General features: G+C 64.8%; 16 protein-coding genes. 10 read left to right on the top strand and 6 right to left on the bottom strand.

What is annotated here, in order from left to right; all coding sequences use genetic code 11:
* Positions 1-3: 3 nt before the first annotated feature.
* From NJ69_RS08855 to NJ69_RS08840, 4 genes are all read right to left on the bottom strand, one after another.
* On the bottom strand, positions 4-1,188 hold the full coding sequence (locus NJ69_RS08855; RefSeq protein WP_039578190.1) for an MFS transporter: 1,185 nt from the start codon (positions 1,186-1,188) through the stop codon (positions 4-6).
* Positions 1,189-1,292: 104 nt separating this feature from the next.
* Positions 1,293-2,546: an arsenic transporter gene (locus NJ69_RS08850; RefSeq protein WP_039578188.1), complete on the bottom strand. Its 1,254-nt coding sequence runs from the start codon at positions 2,544-2,546 to the stop codon at positions 1,293-1,295.
* A 7-nt stretch (positions 2,547-2,553) separates the two neighbouring features.
* A complete protein-coding gene (locus NJ69_RS08845; RefSeq protein WP_039578186.1) occupies positions 2,554-3,804 on the bottom strand; it encodes an MFS transporter in 1,251 nt (416 codons plus the stop codon).
* A 175-nt stretch (positions 3,805-3,979) separates the two neighbouring features.
* A complete protein-coding gene (locus NJ69_RS08840; RefSeq protein WP_039578183.1) occupies positions 3,980-4,750 on the bottom strand; it encodes an SDR family NAD(P)-dependent oxidoreductase in 771 nt (256 codons plus the stop codon).
* A 120-nt stretch (positions 4,751-4,870) separates the two neighbouring features.
* Here NJ69_RS08840 and NJ69_RS08835 point away from each other — a divergent pair, with 120 nt between their 5' ends.
* The 4 genes from NJ69_RS08835 (at position 4,871) to NJ69_RS08820 (ending at position 9,237) form a co-directional block, all read left to right on the top strand.
* Positions 4,871-5,176, top strand: a complete 306-nt coding sequence (locus tag NJ69_RS08835; RefSeq protein ID WP_029613572.1) for a DUF6482 family protein — start codon at positions 4,871-4,873, stop codon at positions 5,174-5,176.
* 200 nt (positions 5,177-5,376) lie between these two features.
* Complete coding sequence (locus NJ69_RS08830) at positions 5,377-6,096, top strand: gluconate 2-dehydrogenase subunit 3 family protein (RefSeq protein WP_039578181.1); 720 nt, start codon at positions 5,377-5,379, stop codon at positions 6,094-6,096.
* 37 nt (positions 6,097-6,133) lie between these two features.
* Positions 6,134-7,903 (top strand): GMC family oxidoreductase, encoded by a 1,770-nt coding sequence (locus NJ69_RS08825; RefSeq protein ID WP_039578179.1) that lies wholly within the window; start codon positions 6,134-6,136, stop codon positions 7,901-7,903.
* An 11-nt stretch (positions 7,904-7,914) separates the two neighbouring features.
* On the top strand, positions 7,915-9,237 hold the full coding sequence (locus tag NJ69_RS08820) for a c-type cytochrome (protein WP_039578177.1): 1,323 nt from the start codon (positions 7,915-7,917) through the stop codon (positions 9,235-9,237).
* 56 nt (positions 9,238-9,293) lie between these two features.
* On the opposite strand, the gene treS is transcribed toward NJ69_RS08820, so the two are convergent.
* Together treS and NJ69_RS08810 are read right to left on the bottom strand one after the other, a co-directional pair.
* Complete coding sequence (gene treS, locus NJ69_RS08815; protein WP_039578175.1) at positions 9,294-11,363, bottom strand: maltose alpha-D-glucosyltransferase; 2,070 nt, start codon at positions 11,361-11,363, stop codon at positions 9,294-9,296.
* Positions 11,364-11,456: 93 nt separating this feature from the next.
* Positions 11,457-12,563, bottom strand: coding sequence for a catalase family protein (locus NJ69_RS08810; RefSeq protein WP_052192214.1), 1,107 nt, complete (start codon positions 12,561-12,563; stop codon positions 11,457-11,459).
* Positions 12,564-12,763: 200 nt separating this feature from the next.
* Here NJ69_RS08810 and pstS point away from each other — a divergent pair, with 200 nt between their 5' ends.
* From pstS to NJ69_RS08780, 6 genes are all read left to right on the top strand, one after another.
* A complete protein-coding gene (gene pstS, locus NJ69_RS08805) occupies positions 12,764-13,792 on the top strand; it encodes a phosphate ABC transporter substrate-binding protein PstS (protein WP_039578172.1) in 1,029 nt (342 codons plus the stop codon).
* 72 nt (positions 13,793-13,864) lie between these two features.
* Positions 13,865-14,833 (top strand): phosphate ABC transporter permease subunit PstC, encoded by a 969-nt coding sequence (gene pstC / locus NJ69_RS08800; RefSeq protein WP_039578169.1) that lies wholly within the window; start codon positions 13,865-13,867, stop codon positions 14,831-14,833.
* Positions 14,830-15,723 (top strand): phosphate ABC transporter permease PstA, encoded by an 894-nt coding sequence (gene pstA / locus NJ69_RS08795; RefSeq protein ID WP_039578166.1) that lies wholly within the window; start codon positions 14,830-14,832, stop codon positions 15,721-15,723. The genes pstC and pstA overlap by 4 nt, the downstream gene beginning before the upstream one ends.
* Before the next feature lie 74 nt (positions 15,724-15,797).
* Positions 15,798-16,559, top strand: coding sequence for a phosphate ABC transporter ATP-binding protein PstB (gene pstB / locus NJ69_RS08790; protein ID WP_233630991.1), 762 nt, complete (start codon positions 15,798-15,800; stop codon positions 16,557-16,559).
* Between the two features lie 94 nt (positions 16,560-16,653).
* Positions 16,654-17,352: a hypothetical protein gene (locus NJ69_RS08785; RefSeq protein ID WP_029613879.1), complete on the top strand. Its 699-nt coding sequence runs from the start codon at positions 16,654-16,656 to the stop codon at positions 17,350-17,352.
* On the top strand, positions 17,352-17,960 hold the full coding sequence (locus NJ69_RS08780; RefSeq protein WP_039578164.1) for an HAD family hydrolase: 609 nt from the start codon (positions 17,352-17,354) through the stop codon (positions 17,958-17,960). The genes NJ69_RS08785 and NJ69_RS08780 overlap by 1 nt, the downstream gene beginning before the upstream one ends.
* The last annotated feature ends 4 nt before the right edge of the window (positions 17,961-17,964 follow it).

Raw genomic sequence — 17,964 nt, 5'->3', positions numbered from 1 at the left:
CGGTCAGGGCGCGAGCCGCCGAACCACCGCCAACAGCACCAAGGCCAGCAGCGCGACGCAGGCGGCCACGTAGCCCAGGCAGTCGGTGCCCAGGTGCGTCAGGGTCAGCCCGCCGATGATTGCGCCCAGGCCGATGCCGGCATTGGCCGCCGACACGTTGCTGGTGCCCGCCAGGGCCTTGGCCTGCGACACGCAGGCCATCACCCGCACCTGACAGATGGGGTACAGCGCGGTGTTGGCGATGCCCCACAGCCCCAGCACGGCGCACAGCAGCACGGTGGAGTGGGCGACGGGAACCAACGCTGCCATACCCAGCGCCAGCAGGATCAGGAACAACCGGGTGGCATTGAGCGGCGAGCGATCGACGAGCTTGCCGCCGATCCAGTTGCCGATCAGGCCGACCGCGCCGAAGCCCATCAACCACCAGCCGACCTGCGCGGGCGGCACGCCAGCCACGCGCTCCAGTAGATCGGCCAGGTAGGTGTAGCCGATGAACATCGCCGTGAAGACCACCACCGACAGCAGCACATTGCCCACGAAATAGGCGTCCTTGAAGATCGTCGCCTGCTGGCGCAGGTCCAGTTTCGCCGTGCGGGCGACCTGGGGCATCAGCCACCACAGGGCCACGGCCATCAGCAACGACAGCCCGGCCAGCACCCAGAACGCCCCGCGCCAGCCGATCAGCGTCGAGGCGACCGTGCCCAGTGGAATGCCCAGCAACATGGCCGCCGAGATGCCCAGGTAGACCCTGGCAACCGCGCGCCCGGCGTGCTGTTTTCCGGCCAGATGCCCGGCGGTTTCGCTCGCCGTGCCCCAGAACACCGGCAGCGCCATGGCCGGCACGATGCGGGCGATTGCCAGCACGGTGAAGTTCTGCGCCACGGCGGCCAAGGCGTTGGTCGCCGCGAACAGGCACAGGATCGCGATGAACAGGCGCTTGCGGTCGAGGTGGGAGAGCGCGGCGGTCAGGGGCGGACCGAGCAGCATGACGGTGAAGGCGAACAGAGTGACCAGTTGCCCGGCGGCTGAAACCGACAGATCCAGATCGCGCGCGATCTGCGGCAGCAAGCCGACGATGAGGAATTCAGTAGTGACGATCAGAAAAGCCGAGAAGGCCAGGATCGCGATGCTGATCCCGGTCTTCTGCGTGGAAGGTGCTGCCAGAGGGGGCGTTTGGTAGACGGACATGATCGGGCTCGATGTAAAGGCCGATCAGTCTATTCGTTAATCCATTTCCCGTTTCTGGCATTAATTCCCGAAACTAATGAAATTAATTCAGTAATTGGTCCTCGTTACAGCGTCAGTGCCAGCAGTGCCGCCAGCAGTGCGGGCGGCATGACTACCATGCCCAGGCGCAGGAACTGCCAGGCGCCGACCTGTTCGCCTTCCCGGCGAATGGCGACCAGCCACAGCAGGGTGGCCAGCGAGCCGGTGATCGACAGGTTCGGCCCCAGGTCCACGCCAATCAGCAGTGCAGCGGTGGTCTGCACCGGCAATTCGGCCAAGTGCCCCATGGAGCCGGCGATCAGCCCAGTGGGCAGGTTGTTCATCAGGTTGCTGGCGATTGCCACGCCAATGCCGGCGGCCCAACTTGCCTGGGTCGGTGCGTCGTGGGCCAGCGCCGCCAAGGACTGGGCCAACTGGCGGATTATGCCGGTCTGGGCCACGGCTTCGACCAGCACGAACAAGCCCGCCACCAGAGGCAGGACGCCCCAGGCCACCTGCCGCAGCACTGGCATCGGGCTGCGCCGCTGGCTCAGGTGGATCAGCGCGGTGGTCGCCACCCCGGCACAGAACGTCGGCAGGCCCAGCGGTGTATCCAGGGCCGAAGCCAACAACAGCAGCGCGCCCGTCAGCACGATGCCGAGCGCGCACAGGCGCGCGCCCCGCGACAGCGGTTGCGGGTCGATGCTCAGTGCCAGTGGCTGGCTGATCTGCTGGCGCTGGGTCAGGCGCAGGGCCAGGTAGGTCAGCACGATGGCCGCCAATGACGGCAGGCTGAACTGACGCAACCAGTCCAGCAGCGGCGGCATCTGGCTGCCGAACACCACCAGGTTGGCCGGGTTGGAGATCGGCAGCACGAAACTGGCGGCGTTGGCGAGGAACGCGCAGATGAACAGGTAGGGCAGGGGATTGGCTTTCGCTGCCTTGCACGCTGCATACACGGCAGGGGTCAGCACCACGGCGGTGGCGTCGTTGGACAGGAACACGGTGACCAGGGTGCCGACCAGGAACACCAGGTCGAACAGGCGCTGGCCGGAGCCGCGCGCGTGCACCACGGCATAGCGCGCCAACCAGTCGAACAGCCCTTCCTGGCGCGCCAGTTCGGCCAACACCATCATGCCGATGAGGAACAGATAGACGTCGCCACCTTCGGCTACGGCGTGCAGCGCGGCGGGTAGTGGAATCAGCCCCAGCACGGTCAGCAGCAGCGCCCCGCCCAGTGCCCAGACGTATTCGGGGATGCGCCATGGGCGCAGGATGACGCCGCCGGTGGCCAACGCGGCCACCGTCCAGATAATCAAGGTGCTCGTAGAAAAACTCATGGGTGGTTCAGTTTCCAGCGGGGGTCGGCATGACCGTCGGCGTATCGCTCGAACGGGGGTGGGTTTCCGGCAGGGCCACCAGCACCAGCACGAAGGCCACGGCGGCGATTCCGGCCAGGGTCAGAAAGGCCGCATCATAGCCTGAGGACTGCACCACCAGGCCAGCGATGCCGGGGCTCAACGCTGCGCCCAGGCCAAAGATCGCGGTCAAGGCGCCGAGGCTGATGTTGAAGCGGCCGGTGCCCTCGGTCAGGTCCTTGACGATGATCGGGAACAGCGCGCCGAAAATCCCGGCGCCAATGCCGTCGAGCAATTGCACCCCGACCAGCCAGAACGGATTGTCCGAGACCACGTACAGCGCACCGCGCAGCGGCAGAATCAGGAAGCCCACCAGCAGAAACGGCTTGCGTCCCCAGTGCTCGGCCTTGGCGCCCACCAGCAGCGCCATCGGCACCATCACCAGTTGTGCGGCGACGATGCAGGCCGAGGTCAAGGGCGTGGCCAGGCGCAGGTCCACCTGCGACAGCTTCTGGCTCACCAGCGGCAGCATGGCTGCGTTGGCCAGGTGGAACAACGCGCAGCACACGGCGAACAGCAGCAGGGTACGGTTGTGCAAGAGCAGCTTGAAGCCGGCGGGCGCAGCGTCCCCGGCTGGCCCGTGACCCAGCCCCCGCGCCACCTGGTGATCGATCGCCGCTGCCGGAATGCGGCTCACGGCGATGATACTGGCCACCGTCATCACGGCCATCAGGTAGAACACCACCACCGGCCCGTACAGATAGGCCAGCCCCCCCGCCAGCAGCGCCGAGAAGGCGTTGCCGGCATGGTTGAACGATTCGTTGCGACCCATGCGCCGGGTGAACGCCTTGGGCCCGGTGATGCCCAGAGAAATGGCGGCGATGGCCGGTGCGAACACCGAGCCGGCCAGGGCGCTGATGGTCTGGGTCAGGGCCACCAGGCTGAACGAGGCCATCAGCGGCAGCAGCAGGCAACTGCCGGTCACCAGCAGGGCCGCGATCACCACCACCGCCCGTTTGGCCGGGGTGCGGTCGATCAGCGCTCCGGCTGGGGTCTGCGCCACCAGCGCGGCGATCCCGGCCAGGCTCATCACCAGGCCGATGCTCGCCGGCTGCCATTGGTGCACGGCCAGCAGGTAAATCGCCAGGTAGGGGCCCAGGCCGTCACGGACATCGGCGAGGAAGAAGTTCAGCCAGTCCAGGCCGCGTTGGTGCGAAGCGAGAGGGGTGTGGTTGTCCAAGATGGCATCTCGATGAGGCCCAAGAGCAGGACACGGGCCGCGCGAGCGGCGGCGCCGTGAGTCGGTGCAAACGAAGTGAACCCAGGTGGTCGATGAGTGGGGTGGCCGTCGGCTCCTGATCAGGCAGTCTCTGAGCACAATGACTGTGGCGTCAGGCGATAGGTTCCAGGCCCGCTCACCACTCGATCGGCTGCCCGTCCCAGGCCAGGAACGCACCGTTGTGCGCAGGGCCGTGACGGGCGACCAGGTCCAGCAGGCGCTCGGCCGTGAAGGCCGGTTCGAATAGTCGCTCTGCCGGCACATTGGCTTGGAAGGGCTGGGACAGGTCGGTGTCGGTGGTGCCGGGGTGCAGCATCAGCACCGTCGACAGCGGATTCAGTCGCCGCAACTCGATGCTCGCGGTGCGCAGCAGTTGATTCAGCGCCGCCTTGCTGGCCCGGTAGCTGTACCAACCGCCGAGGTGATTGTCGCCGATGGAGCCGACCCGCGCCGAGAGTGCGGCAAAGGTGGCCGGATGCTGGCGCAGCAGTGGCGCGAGGTGCTTGAGCAACAGGATCGGCGCGAAGCTGTTGCTGAGAAACGCCGCCTGCAGGCTGGCCAGGTCCAACTGCGCCAGTGACTTTTCGGGCCGGGCCGGCGCCTCATGCAGGACGCCCAGGGTGCACAGCACCAGGTGCAGATGGCTGCACTGCTGGCGCAGGGTGCTGGCCAGGTCGGCCAGTGCCGACTCGTCACGGGCATCGCAGTCCAGCAGCACCAGGCGGCCAGGGTGTTGTTGCGCCAGCGTCTGAAGCGCCTGGCTGGCGGAGGCTCGACGCGATACCGCGAATACCCGTTCGACATCGCTGCGTGCCAGCAGGCGTTGGCACAGCGCGAGACCGATGCCGCGACTGGCGCCGCAGACCAGCACCTGACCTGGACCTGGCAGCTCTGCAATCAATGCCATCTTCGACTCCTGTCGATCTCATGAGATTTTGGGAATTAATCGGGCTGAGCTTGTACAAATAATCAAGCGTGTACAACTTTGCACGCTGATCATCCTAAACCGATAGGCGTGCGAGGTCCCATGAACATTCAGCAACTGAACGAGATGGCCGCGGCCGGCCGCATCAACGAACTGGAAGTGCTGTCCCTGGAAGGCGGCTTCTACGTGCTGCGTGCGTTCACCGGCGACGGCCCGCTGTCGCTGCACGACGAACACGGCGAGGTGATGCGCCTGCGCTCTACCACCGAAGTACGCCAGGTGCTGGCCGATACCCCGACGCTGCCGTGCTGGCTGGTGCAACACGTGGTTCACGACGAAATGTGCGGCTTGCGCGACGGCCCGCTGGCGCCGCTGCGGGTGCCGCTGTCGATGGATCGTCCGTGGTGATGGCAAATGGCTGACATCTTGGCGGAACGATGTCGCACGTAAGCGGGTCCACTTTGGGTAACATTTTGTAACTCGACGCGCCAGGGCCTGTATCCCTGCCGCGCGTTATCCAACGCCTGCACGCTGCAATTCGTTTTCGTGCCCCTGCTTGGAGCAGGCCGGCACGGCGATGCTGAGTGCTTGGTCACAGGTGGAAACCGATGTTGTCAGCCAAACAATCTTCACGCCGCAAGTTCCTGCTGTCGTCCTTGATCGCCTTGCCGGCGCTGGGCGTCACCGTCAAGGGCCTGAGCGCGGCGCTGGCCGCCGAGATGATCGCGCCGAGCCTTGAGCGTTATTCCCCGACCTTTTTCAGCCGCAGTGAGTGGACTTTTCTGCTGGCTGCCTGCGACCGCCTGATCCCCGCCGACGGCCGTGGTCCCGGCGCATTGGAAACCAATGTACCGATCTTCATCGACCAGCAACTGGCAGCGGGCCTGGGCAGCGAGGTCTACCTGCAAGGCCCCTTCGAGCCCCAGGCGCCGGCGACGTTGGGCTATCAGTTGCCCTACACCCTGCAGGAGATTTTCCACAAAGGCATTTCTGCCGTGGAGCACGCCTCGCTGATGAACTATGGCCATCCCTTTGCGCTGTTGTCGCTGGGCGCGCAGGAGCAGACGTTGCATCGCCTGCAGGCGGGCGAGATCGACTTCGCCGAGCACGGCGAGCCGTTGATGAGCAGCACGTTGTTCTTCAACGAGCTGCTCAACCTGACCCGCCAGGGCTGGCTGGCCGACCCGATCTATGGCGGCAACAAGGGCATGAAGGCTTGGGTCGCCATCGGTTTCCCAGGCGCGCGGGCCAGCTATCTGGAGTGGGTGGCGCAGCACGAAGTGGTCTACCCGCTCGGGCCGGTGAGCCTGACGGGAGAGCGGGCATGAGCCGGGTTTCCGACGTTTTCGCAAGCAAGGGGTGTGCATGGCAACGCTAACCAATGACGAAGTCGACGTGGCTGTGGTCGGCCTGGGCTGGACCGGCTCGCTGATGAGCATCGAACTGGCCCAGGCCGGCCTCAAGGTTCGCGCCTTCGAGCGTGGCGAGGACCGCCGCAATGCCGATTTCAGCTACCCCAAGCCGGCCGATCAGTATGCCTATGGGGTACGCAACAAGATCATGCTCGCACCCAAGGATGGCGCGCTGACGGTGCGCCACAACCTGCAAGGCACCGCGTTGCCCACCCGCCAGTGGGGCGCTTTCGTGCCGGGCACTGGGGTCGGCGGCTCTGGTCTGCACTGGACTGGCGTGCTGATCCGACCCACGCCGACCGACCTCAAGCTCAAGACCTACGCCGATCAAGCCTACGCTCCAGGTGTGCTGCCCGCCGACATGCAGATCCAGGATTACCCCTTCACCTGGGAAGAGATCGAGCCGTTCCTCGACCGTTTCGACAAGATCTGTGGCCTGTCGGGCAACACCGGCAACCTCGGCGGGCAGATCATGGTCGGCGGCGACCCGTTCGAGGGACCGCGCTCCAGTCCTTTTCCACTGCCGGCGCTCGAGGACACGCTGAACAACACGATGTTCGCCCAAGCGGCGCGCACGTTGGGTTACCACCCATTTCCCAACCCGTCGGCCAATGTGTCGCGGGCCTGGAAGAACCCCTACGGCAATCAGATCGCGCCGTGCAATTACTGCGGGTTCTGCAGCAAGTACCCGTGCCTGAACTACTCCAAGGCCTCGCCGCAGACCGCCGTGCTCGATGCACTCAAGCGCATGGACAATTTCGATTACCGGGTCAACGCCAATGTGCTGCGGGTCGAACTGCACCCTGATGGCAAGACGGCCCGTGGCATCACTTACATCGACGGCCAAGGCAATGAAGTGTTCCAGCCTGCGCGGATCGTGGTGTTGGCCGCGTTCCAGTTCGTCAATGTGCGGCTGATGCTGCTGTCGGGTATCGGCAAGCCCTATGATCCGATCAGCGGCGAAGGCGTGGTAGGTCGTAACTACGCGTACCTCAGCGTCGGCGACACCACCTTGTTCTTCAAAGGCCGGCGCTTCAACCCCTTCGCCACCGCCGGGGCCACCGGGCAGATGTTCAACGACATCTCTCCGGGCAACTTCGACGGGCCGGGCCTGGGCATCATCGGCGGCGCCAAGATCCACAGTTCCCAAGCCACCGGTGCGCCGATCGGCACCGCGCTGCCGGCCGGCACGCCGCAGTGGGGGCAGGCCTGGAAGGAAGGCATGCAGGACTGGTACGGGCACTCGATGAAGGTCAGCATCTCCACCGGCTGCATGTCCTACCGAGGCCACTACGTCGACCTCGACCCGACCTACAAAGACCCTTGGGGTCAGCCACTGCTGCGTATCACCTTCGACTGGAAGCCCAACGAGCTGAAGTTGCAGCAGTACCTGCGCGGCATCGTGCGCGACATCACCCGCGAATTGGGACCGGACAGCTATAGCGAGAACTTCCTCGGCATGGATGACCACTGGGACATCACCAAGTACGTCTCCACCCACAACGTCGGCGGTGCGGTGATGGGCGACTCGCCACGCACCAGCGCGCTGAACCGCTATCTGCAGAGTTGGGACGTGCACAACGTGTTCGTGCCTGGCGGTAATGCCTTCCCGCAGAACTTCCAGGCCAATCCGACGGCGCTGATCGGGGCGTTGACGCTGTTTTCGGCCCAGGCCATCAAGGATCAGTACTTGAAGAACCCCGGCCCGTTGGTGCAGGCATGAGGGGGGCCGCGATGAAACACCGCAAGCGCTCGTGGCTGCTCAAGTTGCTGGTGCTGGTCCTGGTGGCGGCATGCCTGGCCTGGCTGCTGGCCGTCTGGCTGAACCGTGTGGGCGATGCCCAGGCGCAGATGAGCGTGGCCGTCACGCCTGAGCTGATCGAGCAGGGCGCCTACCTGGCCAGGGTCGGCGACTGCGTGGCCTGCCACACGGCCCGCGAGGGCGGCAAAGCCTTCGCTGGAGGGCTGGGTATCGCGTCGCCGATCGGTACGCTGTACTCGACCAACATCACGCCAGACAAGCGTACCGGGATTGGTGGCTGGACCTACGGTGAGTTCGAGCGCGCGTTGCGTCGCGGTGTCGGTCACGACGGCAGTGCGCTGTACCCGGCCATGCCGTATCCGTCGTATGCCAAGGTCACCGATGCCGACACGCAGGCGCTCTATGCCTACTTCATGCAAGGCGTGCCAGCGGTGGAGCAGGCCAACAAGGCCAACGCTGTGCCCTGGCCGCTGTCGATCCGTTGGCCTCTGGCCTATTGGCGTGCACTGTTCGCACCCGCGCCGACGCCTGAAACGCCCGCTAACGAACCGCGCGACATCGCCCGCGGTGCTTACCTGGTGCAGGGACTGGGCCACTGTGGTTCCTGCCACACGCCGCGTGCGCTGACCCTTCAGGAAAAGGCCTTGGACGAACGCTCACCTGTGTACCTCTCCGGCACCCAGCTCAACGGCTGGAATGTGCCAGCGTTGCGCGGCCTGCCGCACTGGAGCACGCAGGAACTGGTCGACTACCTGGGCACCGGGCGCAATGCCAAGGCCGCGGTGGCCGGCGAAATGACCGACGTCATCCTGCACAGCACTTCGCACATGAGCGACACCGACCTGCAGGCCATGGCGGCGTACCTCAAGTCGCTGGCGCCGACTGACACCGCATCTGGGCAGGACAATGAGGCGCGCAGTGCACAGACGGCGGCCAAGCTCACGGCGGCCAAGGATCTGACCCTGGGCGAGCGCCTTTACCTGGACAACTGCAACGCCTGCCACTTCGTCTCCGGCCGAGGTGCCGAGCAGGTGTTCCCGCGTCTGGACGGCGCCACCGTGGTGAATGCCCAAAGCCCGCAGGCGCTGATCCAGGTCATTCTTCAAGGCGCCAGCACCCCTTCGACCGCCCGAGCGCCTTCGGTGCTGCCGATGCCAGGCTTCGCCGAGCGACTCGACGACCAGGAGGTGGCGGAGTTGGCGTCGTTCCTGCGTCAGGGCTGGTCCAACCAAGCGGCGGCGGTCAGCGCTGATGAGGTGCGTGAAGTCCGCCAGGCCATCAGTGCGAAGCCATGATGCAGTAGGGATGGGCAGCCCCGGCAATCGTTGCCTGCGGGGCTGCCAGCGCGACTTCAGGCGTGGTGGCCGCTGCTGTTGACGATACGTAGGCACAAGGCTTCGAACGGATCGAGGTTGATCAGCAGCTTGCCGTCCTCATCCAGGTCGCCTTCGACGGTTTCGTTGATCATGTCCACCACCGGGCCGGGTTGGAAACCGGTCAGTTGCAAGGTTTCGCTGATGGGCTCGGCGCCGAAGTTCAACGCGCTGATCTGGGTGCCACGGCCCGCCGGCAACTCATGGACCATCACCAGCAAGCCGGGGCTGCTGACCTCGGGCACCAATACCTGGCGGCTGGCCGCGATGCCGTAGGCCTGACGCACGGCCAACAGCTTCTTGACCTGACTGGCGAACGAATCCGGACGCTGCAGCTGCTCATCCAGGCTGCCATACAGACTGCGAGCGCGTGGCATGCCGCGCACCGAGGCCTGCGCGTCTGGATTCAGCCCCGCCAGGTCGTAGCCGCCCCGGTGAATCCAGCGCGTGTCGCCATCACCCATGCGCTCGGCCACCGCTTCGGCGGGCAAGGGCAGGGCGCCGACCATGTCCCAGCCGGACACTGCCACCACCCCCGGCTGCATGGCGTTGTACATCACCAGCAGCAGATGCACCCGCTGGATCCTTTCGATATCGGCCGCGCCGATCTGCTCCAGGTCGCGAATCCCCAGTGCTGCGGTAATCAGGCTGACGGTGGTGCAGGAAATGCCGTTGGTGACGAAGCGCAGGTTGTAGGGCGCATGCTCGCCGGAGGCGCGTTCGTAGATCTCTTCGCGAATGTGCTCGCGCAACACGCTGCCAGGCAGGGTCTGGCCCTTGTACAGGTACATGTCATGGGCGTGCAGGGTCCAGAAATGCACCAGTTCGGCGGTCAGTTCGTCGTGGTTCTGCAAGGCGTGGATCAAGGAGGCCGGGTCGATGCCGAACGCGTGCATCTCCTTGAGCATCAGGCGCAGGAATTCGGTGTCGCCGGTGAGCAGCGCGTGCTGGTAGGCCGGGCGAGTGACGAAGTCATAAGACAAGTCGGCGCCGCCCTTGGACATCTGCGCGATGTCGTCCAGGGTCAGGTTCAGCTCCTGGAAGCTGAAGCCGCCGGCCTTGCGGATCATGCCGCCGATCAGTTGGTTGCCGGTCAGCGACAGCGGATGGCTTTCGGACCAGGCAGTGCCTTCAGCGCGAATCTCCACGCCGAGGAAGCCATTGGCATCCAGGCGCAGGCCGCGCGCGCCGAGGCAATCGAGCGCGTGCAGGGCGTCACCGATGATCATCTGCTGGGCCGCGAAAGTGGGATCCAGCCAGTTCAACGACGGCTGGCCTTCCTTGAAGTAGTGCAGATAGACCCAGCGTCGGGTCTTGCCATCCACCCCGACGATCGGCGGGGTGGCGCTCCAGTCGGTCTCCTTGACACCGGGCTCGAAGAAGATCACCCGCTGCAACTGACCGACGATGTAATGGCGCTGCTTGAGTTCATCGCAAACGGCCGGCAGCAGGTTGACCGCGTCACGGCCCGGCGGCACGTCGGGCAGCAGCGACCAGTCTTCTTCGCGGATCTCGACCATGTGGTAGAGACCGGGATAGCTGCCATGCCCCAGCTCGGCCAAGCGGAAGTCCGCGCCTTTGCCGGTGTGCGAGGGAATCAGGTCGTCGATGGTCACCGCATTGTGCGCGGCGGCCAGTCGGCTCATCTGCACCAGTTCCTGCTCGGTGCCGTACAGCGGGTCGATATCGAAGCTGATGCGGTCGAAGTTGCCGTCGATGCTGGGGGTGGTCTGCCGACCGCTGATGCCGCCTGACTGCTTGATCGGGCCGGTGTGGATGCCCTGGATGCCGATTTCGGACAGGCGCTTCCACAGGGCTTCGTGGCCCAGGGCGGACAGCACGCTGCTACCCTCCGGGGCAATGATGGCGTCGGGGTAGACCGTCAGCCACACCGAGGCGATTTCGCTGGCGCGGCGCGGCTGGGCTTCGGCGTAGGGGTTCTGCCACAGGCGCGACTGGCCGGCATAGAGGCGGGCGCGCTGCTGGGAGGCTTGCAGCATCGAGCGCTCTTCCAGCCACTGGATGTAGGCATCATCGGGTCGGGTCATGCAAGGTTCCTCGGCGGCGTCCATGGGCAATTTTTATGACGGCCCAGGACGCCAATCGTTCGTTCCGACCGCGTGTGCCGATCCCGTCGGACGCTAGCCTTTGGGCTCGTGGATCGGGCAACCGTTGTGACGAGCGCGGAACGCCGACGACATTTCATAAGAGGGCTTGCGCACGCGCATCACGCCGCCCAGTGGGCGGTGTGCGGCCAAGCCGTGCCAGGGACTGAACGCCATCCCGTCGTCGATCGTCCTGACCTTGTCGTCGGACCAGGTGAACTGCGGTTTCACCTCGACGCGCGCGACCGTCACGTAGGGGCTGAGGTCTTCCGGCCACTCTACCGAGGCGTCTTCGATCGGCATCTTTTCCAGGTCGGTGGCCAATTGCACCCGCAGCTCCCACTCCCCGCCTTGTTGCTCGAAGTAGCGGGTCACGGCCGAGCGCAGACCGTTGGGGTCACCGTCGAAGTCCAGGTGTTGGTCGGTCAGTGCGGTGAGCGCCGGGGACACTGGCACCAGTGCCAGCTTGGCGTAGTGGTCGCCATACAGCAGCGGCGCCACAGTGGTGAAGGTTTCGCCAAGGATATGAGTCTGCGGATGGCCGCCCAGGCTCTTGAGCGTGCCGCTCTCACCGCCCAGCGCCTCGATCACCGCCTCGGTGCCGCGCAGCACGGCCGACATCACTTCTTTGGTGCGCGGCATCTTGTCGGTGGTCTTGGCCAGCAGTTTCAAGGTCTTGAGGAACTGCTTGGGCGTGGCGGCGGTGAAGGCCTTGGCGTTCTGCATGACGAAGTCCTGCGTGATGTCGCCTTCGCTGCCCGGCAGGCGCGGACCCTCCACGCCGACCAGCTTGATCGCCAGGCCGCGCGGGGTAGAGACCTTGTCGTCGAGAATATCGCCCGGATTGGTGGACAGGCGCAGGTACACCGGCAGCGTGCCGGGCTTGGCGAAGGCGCCCTGGGCCAGGTGCGGCGGCAGGTTGTCGAGCACGGTCAGGGTGCCTTGCAGCAGGCCGTGGCCCTTGGCGTGGACGCTGCGGTCGGCGTGGCCGCGGTCCTCGAAGGTCTTCTGCATGATCGACCTCAGGGTGTCGGCCAGCTCCTGGCTGGTCTGCGCCTCGTCGTCGGGGATCTGCTCGAAGCCGGGCTCGAAGCGCAGCGGTGTGGAGGAAGCGGGGCTTGGTCGGTCATCGAGATTCTCCAGGTCAGGACAGAGGGCATCACGGGCCCTTGGCGCTCTTTTTCGGTGCCTGAAGAGGGGACTGCGGCGGGGTTGCACAGGTTCGCATTGCAGGCATTTCGCCACGACCAACGGCGATGACCAGCAACTCTGCCATTCAATAGTCACAAAGTTGTCACACAGCTGCTGCACAGTGTCCCGGCCATCACACGGAGCGCTTTTCCATGATACGCCTGATGAAATCTGCTGCACTCGCCGTTGCGGTCTCGCTCAGCGCCACTTCGACCTTCGCTGCAGAGAACGTCCGCCTGACAGGTTCCGGCGCCAGCTTCCCGGCCCCGATCTACCTGACCTGGTTCAAGGATTTCAGCAAGAAGACCGACGGCGTCACCGTCGACTACCAGTCAAAAGGTAGCGGTGCCGGTGTCCAGGACTTCCTGAACAAGACCGTCGATTTCGCCGCCAGCGACTCGGCCATGAAAGACGAAGAAATTGCCAAGGTGGCAGAAGGCGTGCAGTTGCTGCCGATGACCGCGGGCGAGATCGTCCTGGCCTACAACCTGCCGGGCAACCCCAAGGGCTTGAAGCTGCCGCGCGAGGTCTACTCGGACATCTTCCTGGGCAAGATCACCCAGTGGAACGATCCGAAGATCGCTGCCGCCAACCCTGAGCTGAAACTGCCGGCCACGCCGATCACCGTCGTCGTGCGCGCTGACTCCAGCGGTACCACCGCGGTGTTCACCAAGCACCTGTCGGCCATCAATCCAGACTTCAAGCAGACCCTGGGTGAGGGCAACACCGTCAACTGGCCGGCGACCGACAAGTTCATCAAGTCGCCGAAGAACGATGGCGTGACCGCCACCGTACGCCAGACCCCAGGTGCCATCGGCTACATCGAGTACGGCTTCGCCAAGCTGGCCAAGGTCGACTTCGCTGCCCTGCAGAACAAGGCTGGCCAGTACGTAGTGCCGAACGCCGAAAGCGGTGCCGAGGCGCTGGCGGCGGTGAACATGCCGGAGAACCTGGTGGCCTGGCTGCCGGATCCGGATGGCGCCAAGTCCTATCCGATCACGTCCTACACCTGGATGATCTTCCGCAAGGACAACGGCAACCCGGCCAAGGCCAAGGCCATGCGTGAAATGGTCGAGTACAGCTTGACCGAAGGCCAGAAGATCGCCGACTCGATGGGTTACATCCCGCTGCCGGCGTCGGTGGTCGAGAAGGTTCGCAAGGCCGCCGAGAACATCAAGTAAGACTCGTCAGGTTGCGCGCGGCGTAGCGTGAGGCGCTCGTCGCGCGCCTTCCCCCTGTCCCGGAAACCATTCATGAACACACCCTTTGCCATTCCGGATAACCCCGATTCCGCCTGCCAGCCGCCTTCAGCGAAGGATTTCCTGGTCGACCGGACCTTCCGTGCCCTGGCCCGCATCGGCGTGGTGCTGGTGCTGGCGCTGGTCTTCGCGCTGATCTACGAGGTCGGGCGCAAGGCCCTGCCAGGTATGGAGAAGCATGGCTTCGACGTTATCTTCGGCAGCGTCTGGGATGTTAACCAAGGCAAATACGGCATTCTGCCAGCGATCTGGGGCACGCTGTACAGCGCCTTGATCGCGTTGTTGATCGCCGGCTTCTTCGGCGTCAGCATGGCAATCTTCCTGACCCAGGACTTTCTTCCCCCGCGGCTGGCGGCGGTGTTTCGCACCATCGTCGAGTTGCTCGCGGCCATCCCCAGCGTGGTCTATGGCCTGTGGGGCATCTACGTGGTGATTCCGGCCATCCGGCCGCTGACCGCCTGGCTGAACAGCGAACTGGGCTGGATTCCATTCTTCGGCTCGTCGCTCAGCGGTCCCGGCCTGCTGCCGGCGGCGCTGGTGCTGGCGATCATGATTCTGCCCACCGTGGCCGCAGTGTCCCAGGATGCCCTGACCAGCGTGCCGATGAAGACCAAACAGGCTGCCTACGGCATGGGCACCACGCACTGGGAAGCCATTCTCAAGGTCATGGTGCCTTCGGCTGCCACCGGTATCTTCGGCTCGCTGGTGCTAGGCCTGGGCCGTGCCCTGGGCGAGACCATGGCGCTGGCCATGCTGGTGGGCAACGCCAACACCATCACCCTGTCGCTGTTCGCCCCGGCCAACACCCTGGCGGCGCTGCTGGCGCTGAATTTCCCGGAGGCCGGCCCGAACGAGGTGGAGGTGTTGATGTACGCCGCCCTGGTCCTGATGTTCATCACCTTGCTGGTGAACGTCGTCGGATCGCTGATCATGCTGTACGCCCAGCGGGGACATAAATCATGACCAACCTCACCACCCCCGTGGCCGCAATGCCGAGCCTGCAGCGCCGTTTCGAAGGCCGCGCCCTGCGCAGCCTGAGCCTGACCACCCTGGTGTGGTGCGTGGCTTTGCTGGCCAGCGTGCCGCTGATTTCCGTGCTGTACATGCTGATCACCCGTGGCGGTGCGCGGCTGAGCCTGGAGGTGTTCACCGAGCTGCCGCCGACCGGCTTCGAGATGGGCGGCGGCTTCGGTAACGCCATGGCCGGTACCTTCGTCATGGTCGGTATCGCCGCGGCCATCGCCGTGCCCGTGGGCATCCTCGCGGCGATCTTCCTCGCCGAGCTTGGCCCGGACAGCAAGCTGGCCAACGCGTCGCGCTTCGCCGCGAAGATGCTCACCGGCCTGCCGTCGATCCTCGCCGGCGTGTTCGCCTACGCCTTGGTGGTGATGACCACTGGCACCTACTCGGCCCCGGCAGGCGGCATCGCCCTGGCCGTGCTGATGCTGCCGATCGTGGTGCTGACCGCCGAGGAGGCCATGAAAATGGTGCCCAAGATCATGAAAGACGCCGCCTACGGCATGGGCTGTACCCGCGCCCAGGTGATCTGGAAGATCGTCCTGCCCACCGGTATGCCGGCGATCTTGACCGGGGTCATGCTGGCTGTGGCACGCGCCGCCGGTGAAACCGCGCCGCTGCTGTTCACCGCCTTGTTCAGCAACTACTGGATCTACCACGACGGCAGCCTGGCGGTGATGAACCCCACCGCGTCGCTGGCGGTACTGATCTACAACTTCTCCGGCATGCCCTTCGACAACCAGCTGGAGCTCGCTTGGGCGGCCTCGCTGGTGCTGGTGATGATCGTGCTGGTCGTGAATATTCTCAGCCGTATTTTCGGCAAGCCTAAGTATTGAGTACGGGAGCCTATAACTTGAACGTATCGACTGCGCAACGTGCCGCACCGTTGGTCGACCAGGCACCAGTGGTGATGGACTGCAAGCTGGACAAGATCTTCTACGGCAACTTCATGGCCGTGCGTGACAGCCATGTGCCGATCGAGAAGAACAAGATCACCGGCTTCATCGGTCCCTCCGGCTGCGGCAAGAGCACCGTGCTGCGAAGCCTGAACCGCATGAACGACCTGGTGAAGGGGTTTCGCTTCGAAGGCCATGTGCACTTTCTCGGCCAGGACGTCTACGGCAAGGGTGTCGATCCGGTTGTGGTGCGTCGCTACATCGGCATGGTGTTCCAGCAGCCGAACCCGTTTTCGATGAGCATCTTCGACAACGTCGCTTTCGGCCTGCGCCTGAACCGCTACAAGGGCGATATCGGCGACCGCGTCAAGCACGCCCTGCAGGGCGCCGCGCTGTGGGACGAGGTCAAGGACAAGCTCAAGGTCAGTGGCCTGTCATTGTCCGGTGGCCAGCAGCAGCGTCTGTGCATCGCCCGCGCCATTGCCACCGAGCCGGAAGTGCTGCTGCTCGACGAGCCGTGCTCGGCACTGGACCCGATCGCCACCCGGCGGGTCGAGGAACTGATGGTCGAGCTGAAGAAGGACTACACCATCGCCCTGGTCACCCACAACATGCAGCAGGCCATCCGTGTCGCTGATACCACGGCCTTCTTCTCGGTGGATATTTCCCAGGGCACGCGCACCGGCTATCTGGTGGAGATGGGACCGACCACCGAGATCTTCCAGAACCCGCGCGAGCAACTGACCAGTGACTACATCAGCGGCAAGTTCAGCTGACGGTCACTGGCCCGAGGCGGTCGAGGGGCGCAGGCCAGGGATGGCCTCTGCGTCCCTCGACCGCATTTCCATTTTGTGTAACCAGAGATTGAATATGCCTGCGACACGTCGTCTAGACCTGTCAGCCGTGGAACGCGCCCTGCGGGAGGTGCAGGGCCGTTTTGCCGAGCTGAGCCGCCACTTTACCGAGCCGCGTGATCCGTTCACCGATGAGGTGCTGAACAATGTGCTTGAAGGCTACGCGCTGATTGACGATTATGTCGCCCGGGGCGTCGACCTGTTCGATTTGCAGCAGGTGAACCTGATGCTGGAGATCAACGCTACCGTGCTCTGTGGCACCGATCCGGCCGATCGCCGCGAGTTCGCCCAGCATCTGGCCGCCACCGAAGCGCATTTCTTCAACAATGTCGAAGGTGGCATCAAGGACTTGTACAACTGGTACTGCTCCTACCGCAGCGACTCGGTGTGGAAGCGGGCAGCAGGTGTCTACGTGCGTATCCTGAGCAAGCCGCAATTGTTCATCGAAGGCAACAACCGCACCGGGTCGCTGATCGTCAGCTACCTGTTGATGCGGGCCGGGTTGCCGCCGTTCGTGCTCACGCTGGACAACGCCGAGGGCTATTTCAACCCGTCCTCGGTCATCCGCAACTCTGCCAAGCATGGTGTGAAAGCCTTGTACGAATTGCCCAAGATCAAGAAGAAGTACGCGGCCTTCCTCGAGGCGCAGGCCCCCGACGCCGATGTCTTCTTCGTGCACCGCGCCTCGCCGCGACTGTCCGGGGAGGGGCGCTGATGGCCCGTCATTCCAGGTTCGATCAATGGCGCAGCGGCAGCCGCAAGGCGTGCCAGGGCGTGGCCCGGCTGTTCAGACGCCCGCGCGTGCGCATCTCGTTCGATATCGACGACACGCTCGCCTGCCTGCCCGAGCACAGCCCGACCGAACACAGCAAGCTGCCCGACTGCGTGCACCGCTGGCTCGGCGAGCCGTTGCGACGCGGCACCCGTGAGCTGATGCGCGATCTGCGCCGCCAGGGCTACAGCATCTGGATCTACACCTCGTCCGGGCGCAGCCCGGCCTACATCCGCCGCTGGCTGCTGCTGTACGGCATCCATGTCGATGGCGTGGTCAACAGTGACCGGCACCAGCAGGTGTTGGCTGCCAAGGGCGTGGAAAAAGGCCCCTCGAAGCTGCCCTCGGCGTTCGACATCGACCTGCATGTGGACGATTCCGAAGGCGTTGGTATCGAAGGCGACGACCATGGCTTCCGCGTCGTGGTGGTCTGTCCCAAGGACGGCGACTGGACCCACAAGGTCATGGCTGCCGCCGCTGCCGTCCAGGCCCAGTTGGCCTGGCAGCAGCCGCTCAGACACCGCGTGCCCGCGCAGGCGCTGTTGTCCTGACCCG

Origin of the sequence: Pseudomonas parafulva, from assembly GCF_000800255.1 — a bacterium.
In the GTDB taxonomy this organism is placed as follows: Bacteria; Pseudomonadota; Gammaproteobacteria; order Pseudomonadales; family Pseudomonadaceae; genus Aquipseudomonas; species Aquipseudomonas boreofloridensis.
This window is presented reverse-complemented; position numbering and strand designations above follow the sequence as displayed.

Coding starts and splice junctions, on each gene's coding strand:
- NJ69_RS08855 (WP_039578190.1), bottom strand. CDS start 1,188: ATGTCCGTCTACCAAACGCCCCCTCTGGCAGCACCTTCCACGCAGAAG.
- NJ69_RS08850 (WP_039578188.1), bottom strand. CDS start 2,546: ATGAGTTTTTCTACGAGCACCTTGATTATCTGGACGGTGGCCGCGTTG.
- NJ69_RS08840 (WP_039578183.1), bottom strand. CDS start 4,750: ATGGCATTGATTGCAGAGCTGCCAGGTCCAGGTCAGGTGCTGGTCTGC.
- NJ69_RS08835 (WP_029613572.1), top strand. CDS start 4,871: ATGAACATTCAGCAACTGAACGAGATGGCCGCGGCCGGCCGCATCAAC.
- NJ69_RS08830 (WP_039578181.1), top strand. CDS start 5,377: ATGTTGTCAGCCAAACAATCTTCACGCCGCAAGTTCCTGCTGTCGTCC.
- NJ69_RS08825 (WP_039578179.1), top strand. CDS start 6,134: ATGGCAACGCTAACCAATGACGAAGTCGACGTGGCTGTGGTCGGCCTG.
- NJ69_RS08820 (WP_039578177.1), top strand. CDS start 7,915: ATGAAACACCGCAAGCGCTCGTGGCTGCTCAAGTTGCTGGTGCTGGTC.
- treS (WP_039578175.1), bottom strand. CDS start 11,363: ATGACCCGACCCGATGATGCCTACATCCAGTGGCTGGAAGAGCGCTCG.
- pstS (WP_039578172.1), top strand. CDS start 12,764: ATGATACGCCTGATGAAATCTGCTGCACTCGCCGTTGCGGTCTCGCTC.
- pstC (WP_039578169.1), top strand. CDS start 13,865: ATGAACACACCCTTTGCCATTCCGGATAACCCCGATTCCGCCTGCCAG.
- pstA (WP_039578166.1), top strand. CDS start 14,830: ATGACCAACCTCACCACCCCCGTGGCCGCAATGCCGAGCCTGCAGCGC.
- pstB (WP_233630991.1), top strand. CDS start 15,798: ATGGACTGCAAGCTGGACAAGATCTTCTACGGCAACTTCATGGCCGTG.
- NJ69_RS08785 (WP_029613879.1), top strand. CDS start 16,654: ATGCCTGCGACACGTCGTCTAGACCTGTCAGCCGTGGAACGCGCCCTG.
- NJ69_RS08780 (WP_039578164.1), top strand. CDS start 17,352: ATGGCCCGTCATTCCAGGTTCGATCAATGGCGCAGCGGCAGCCGCAAG.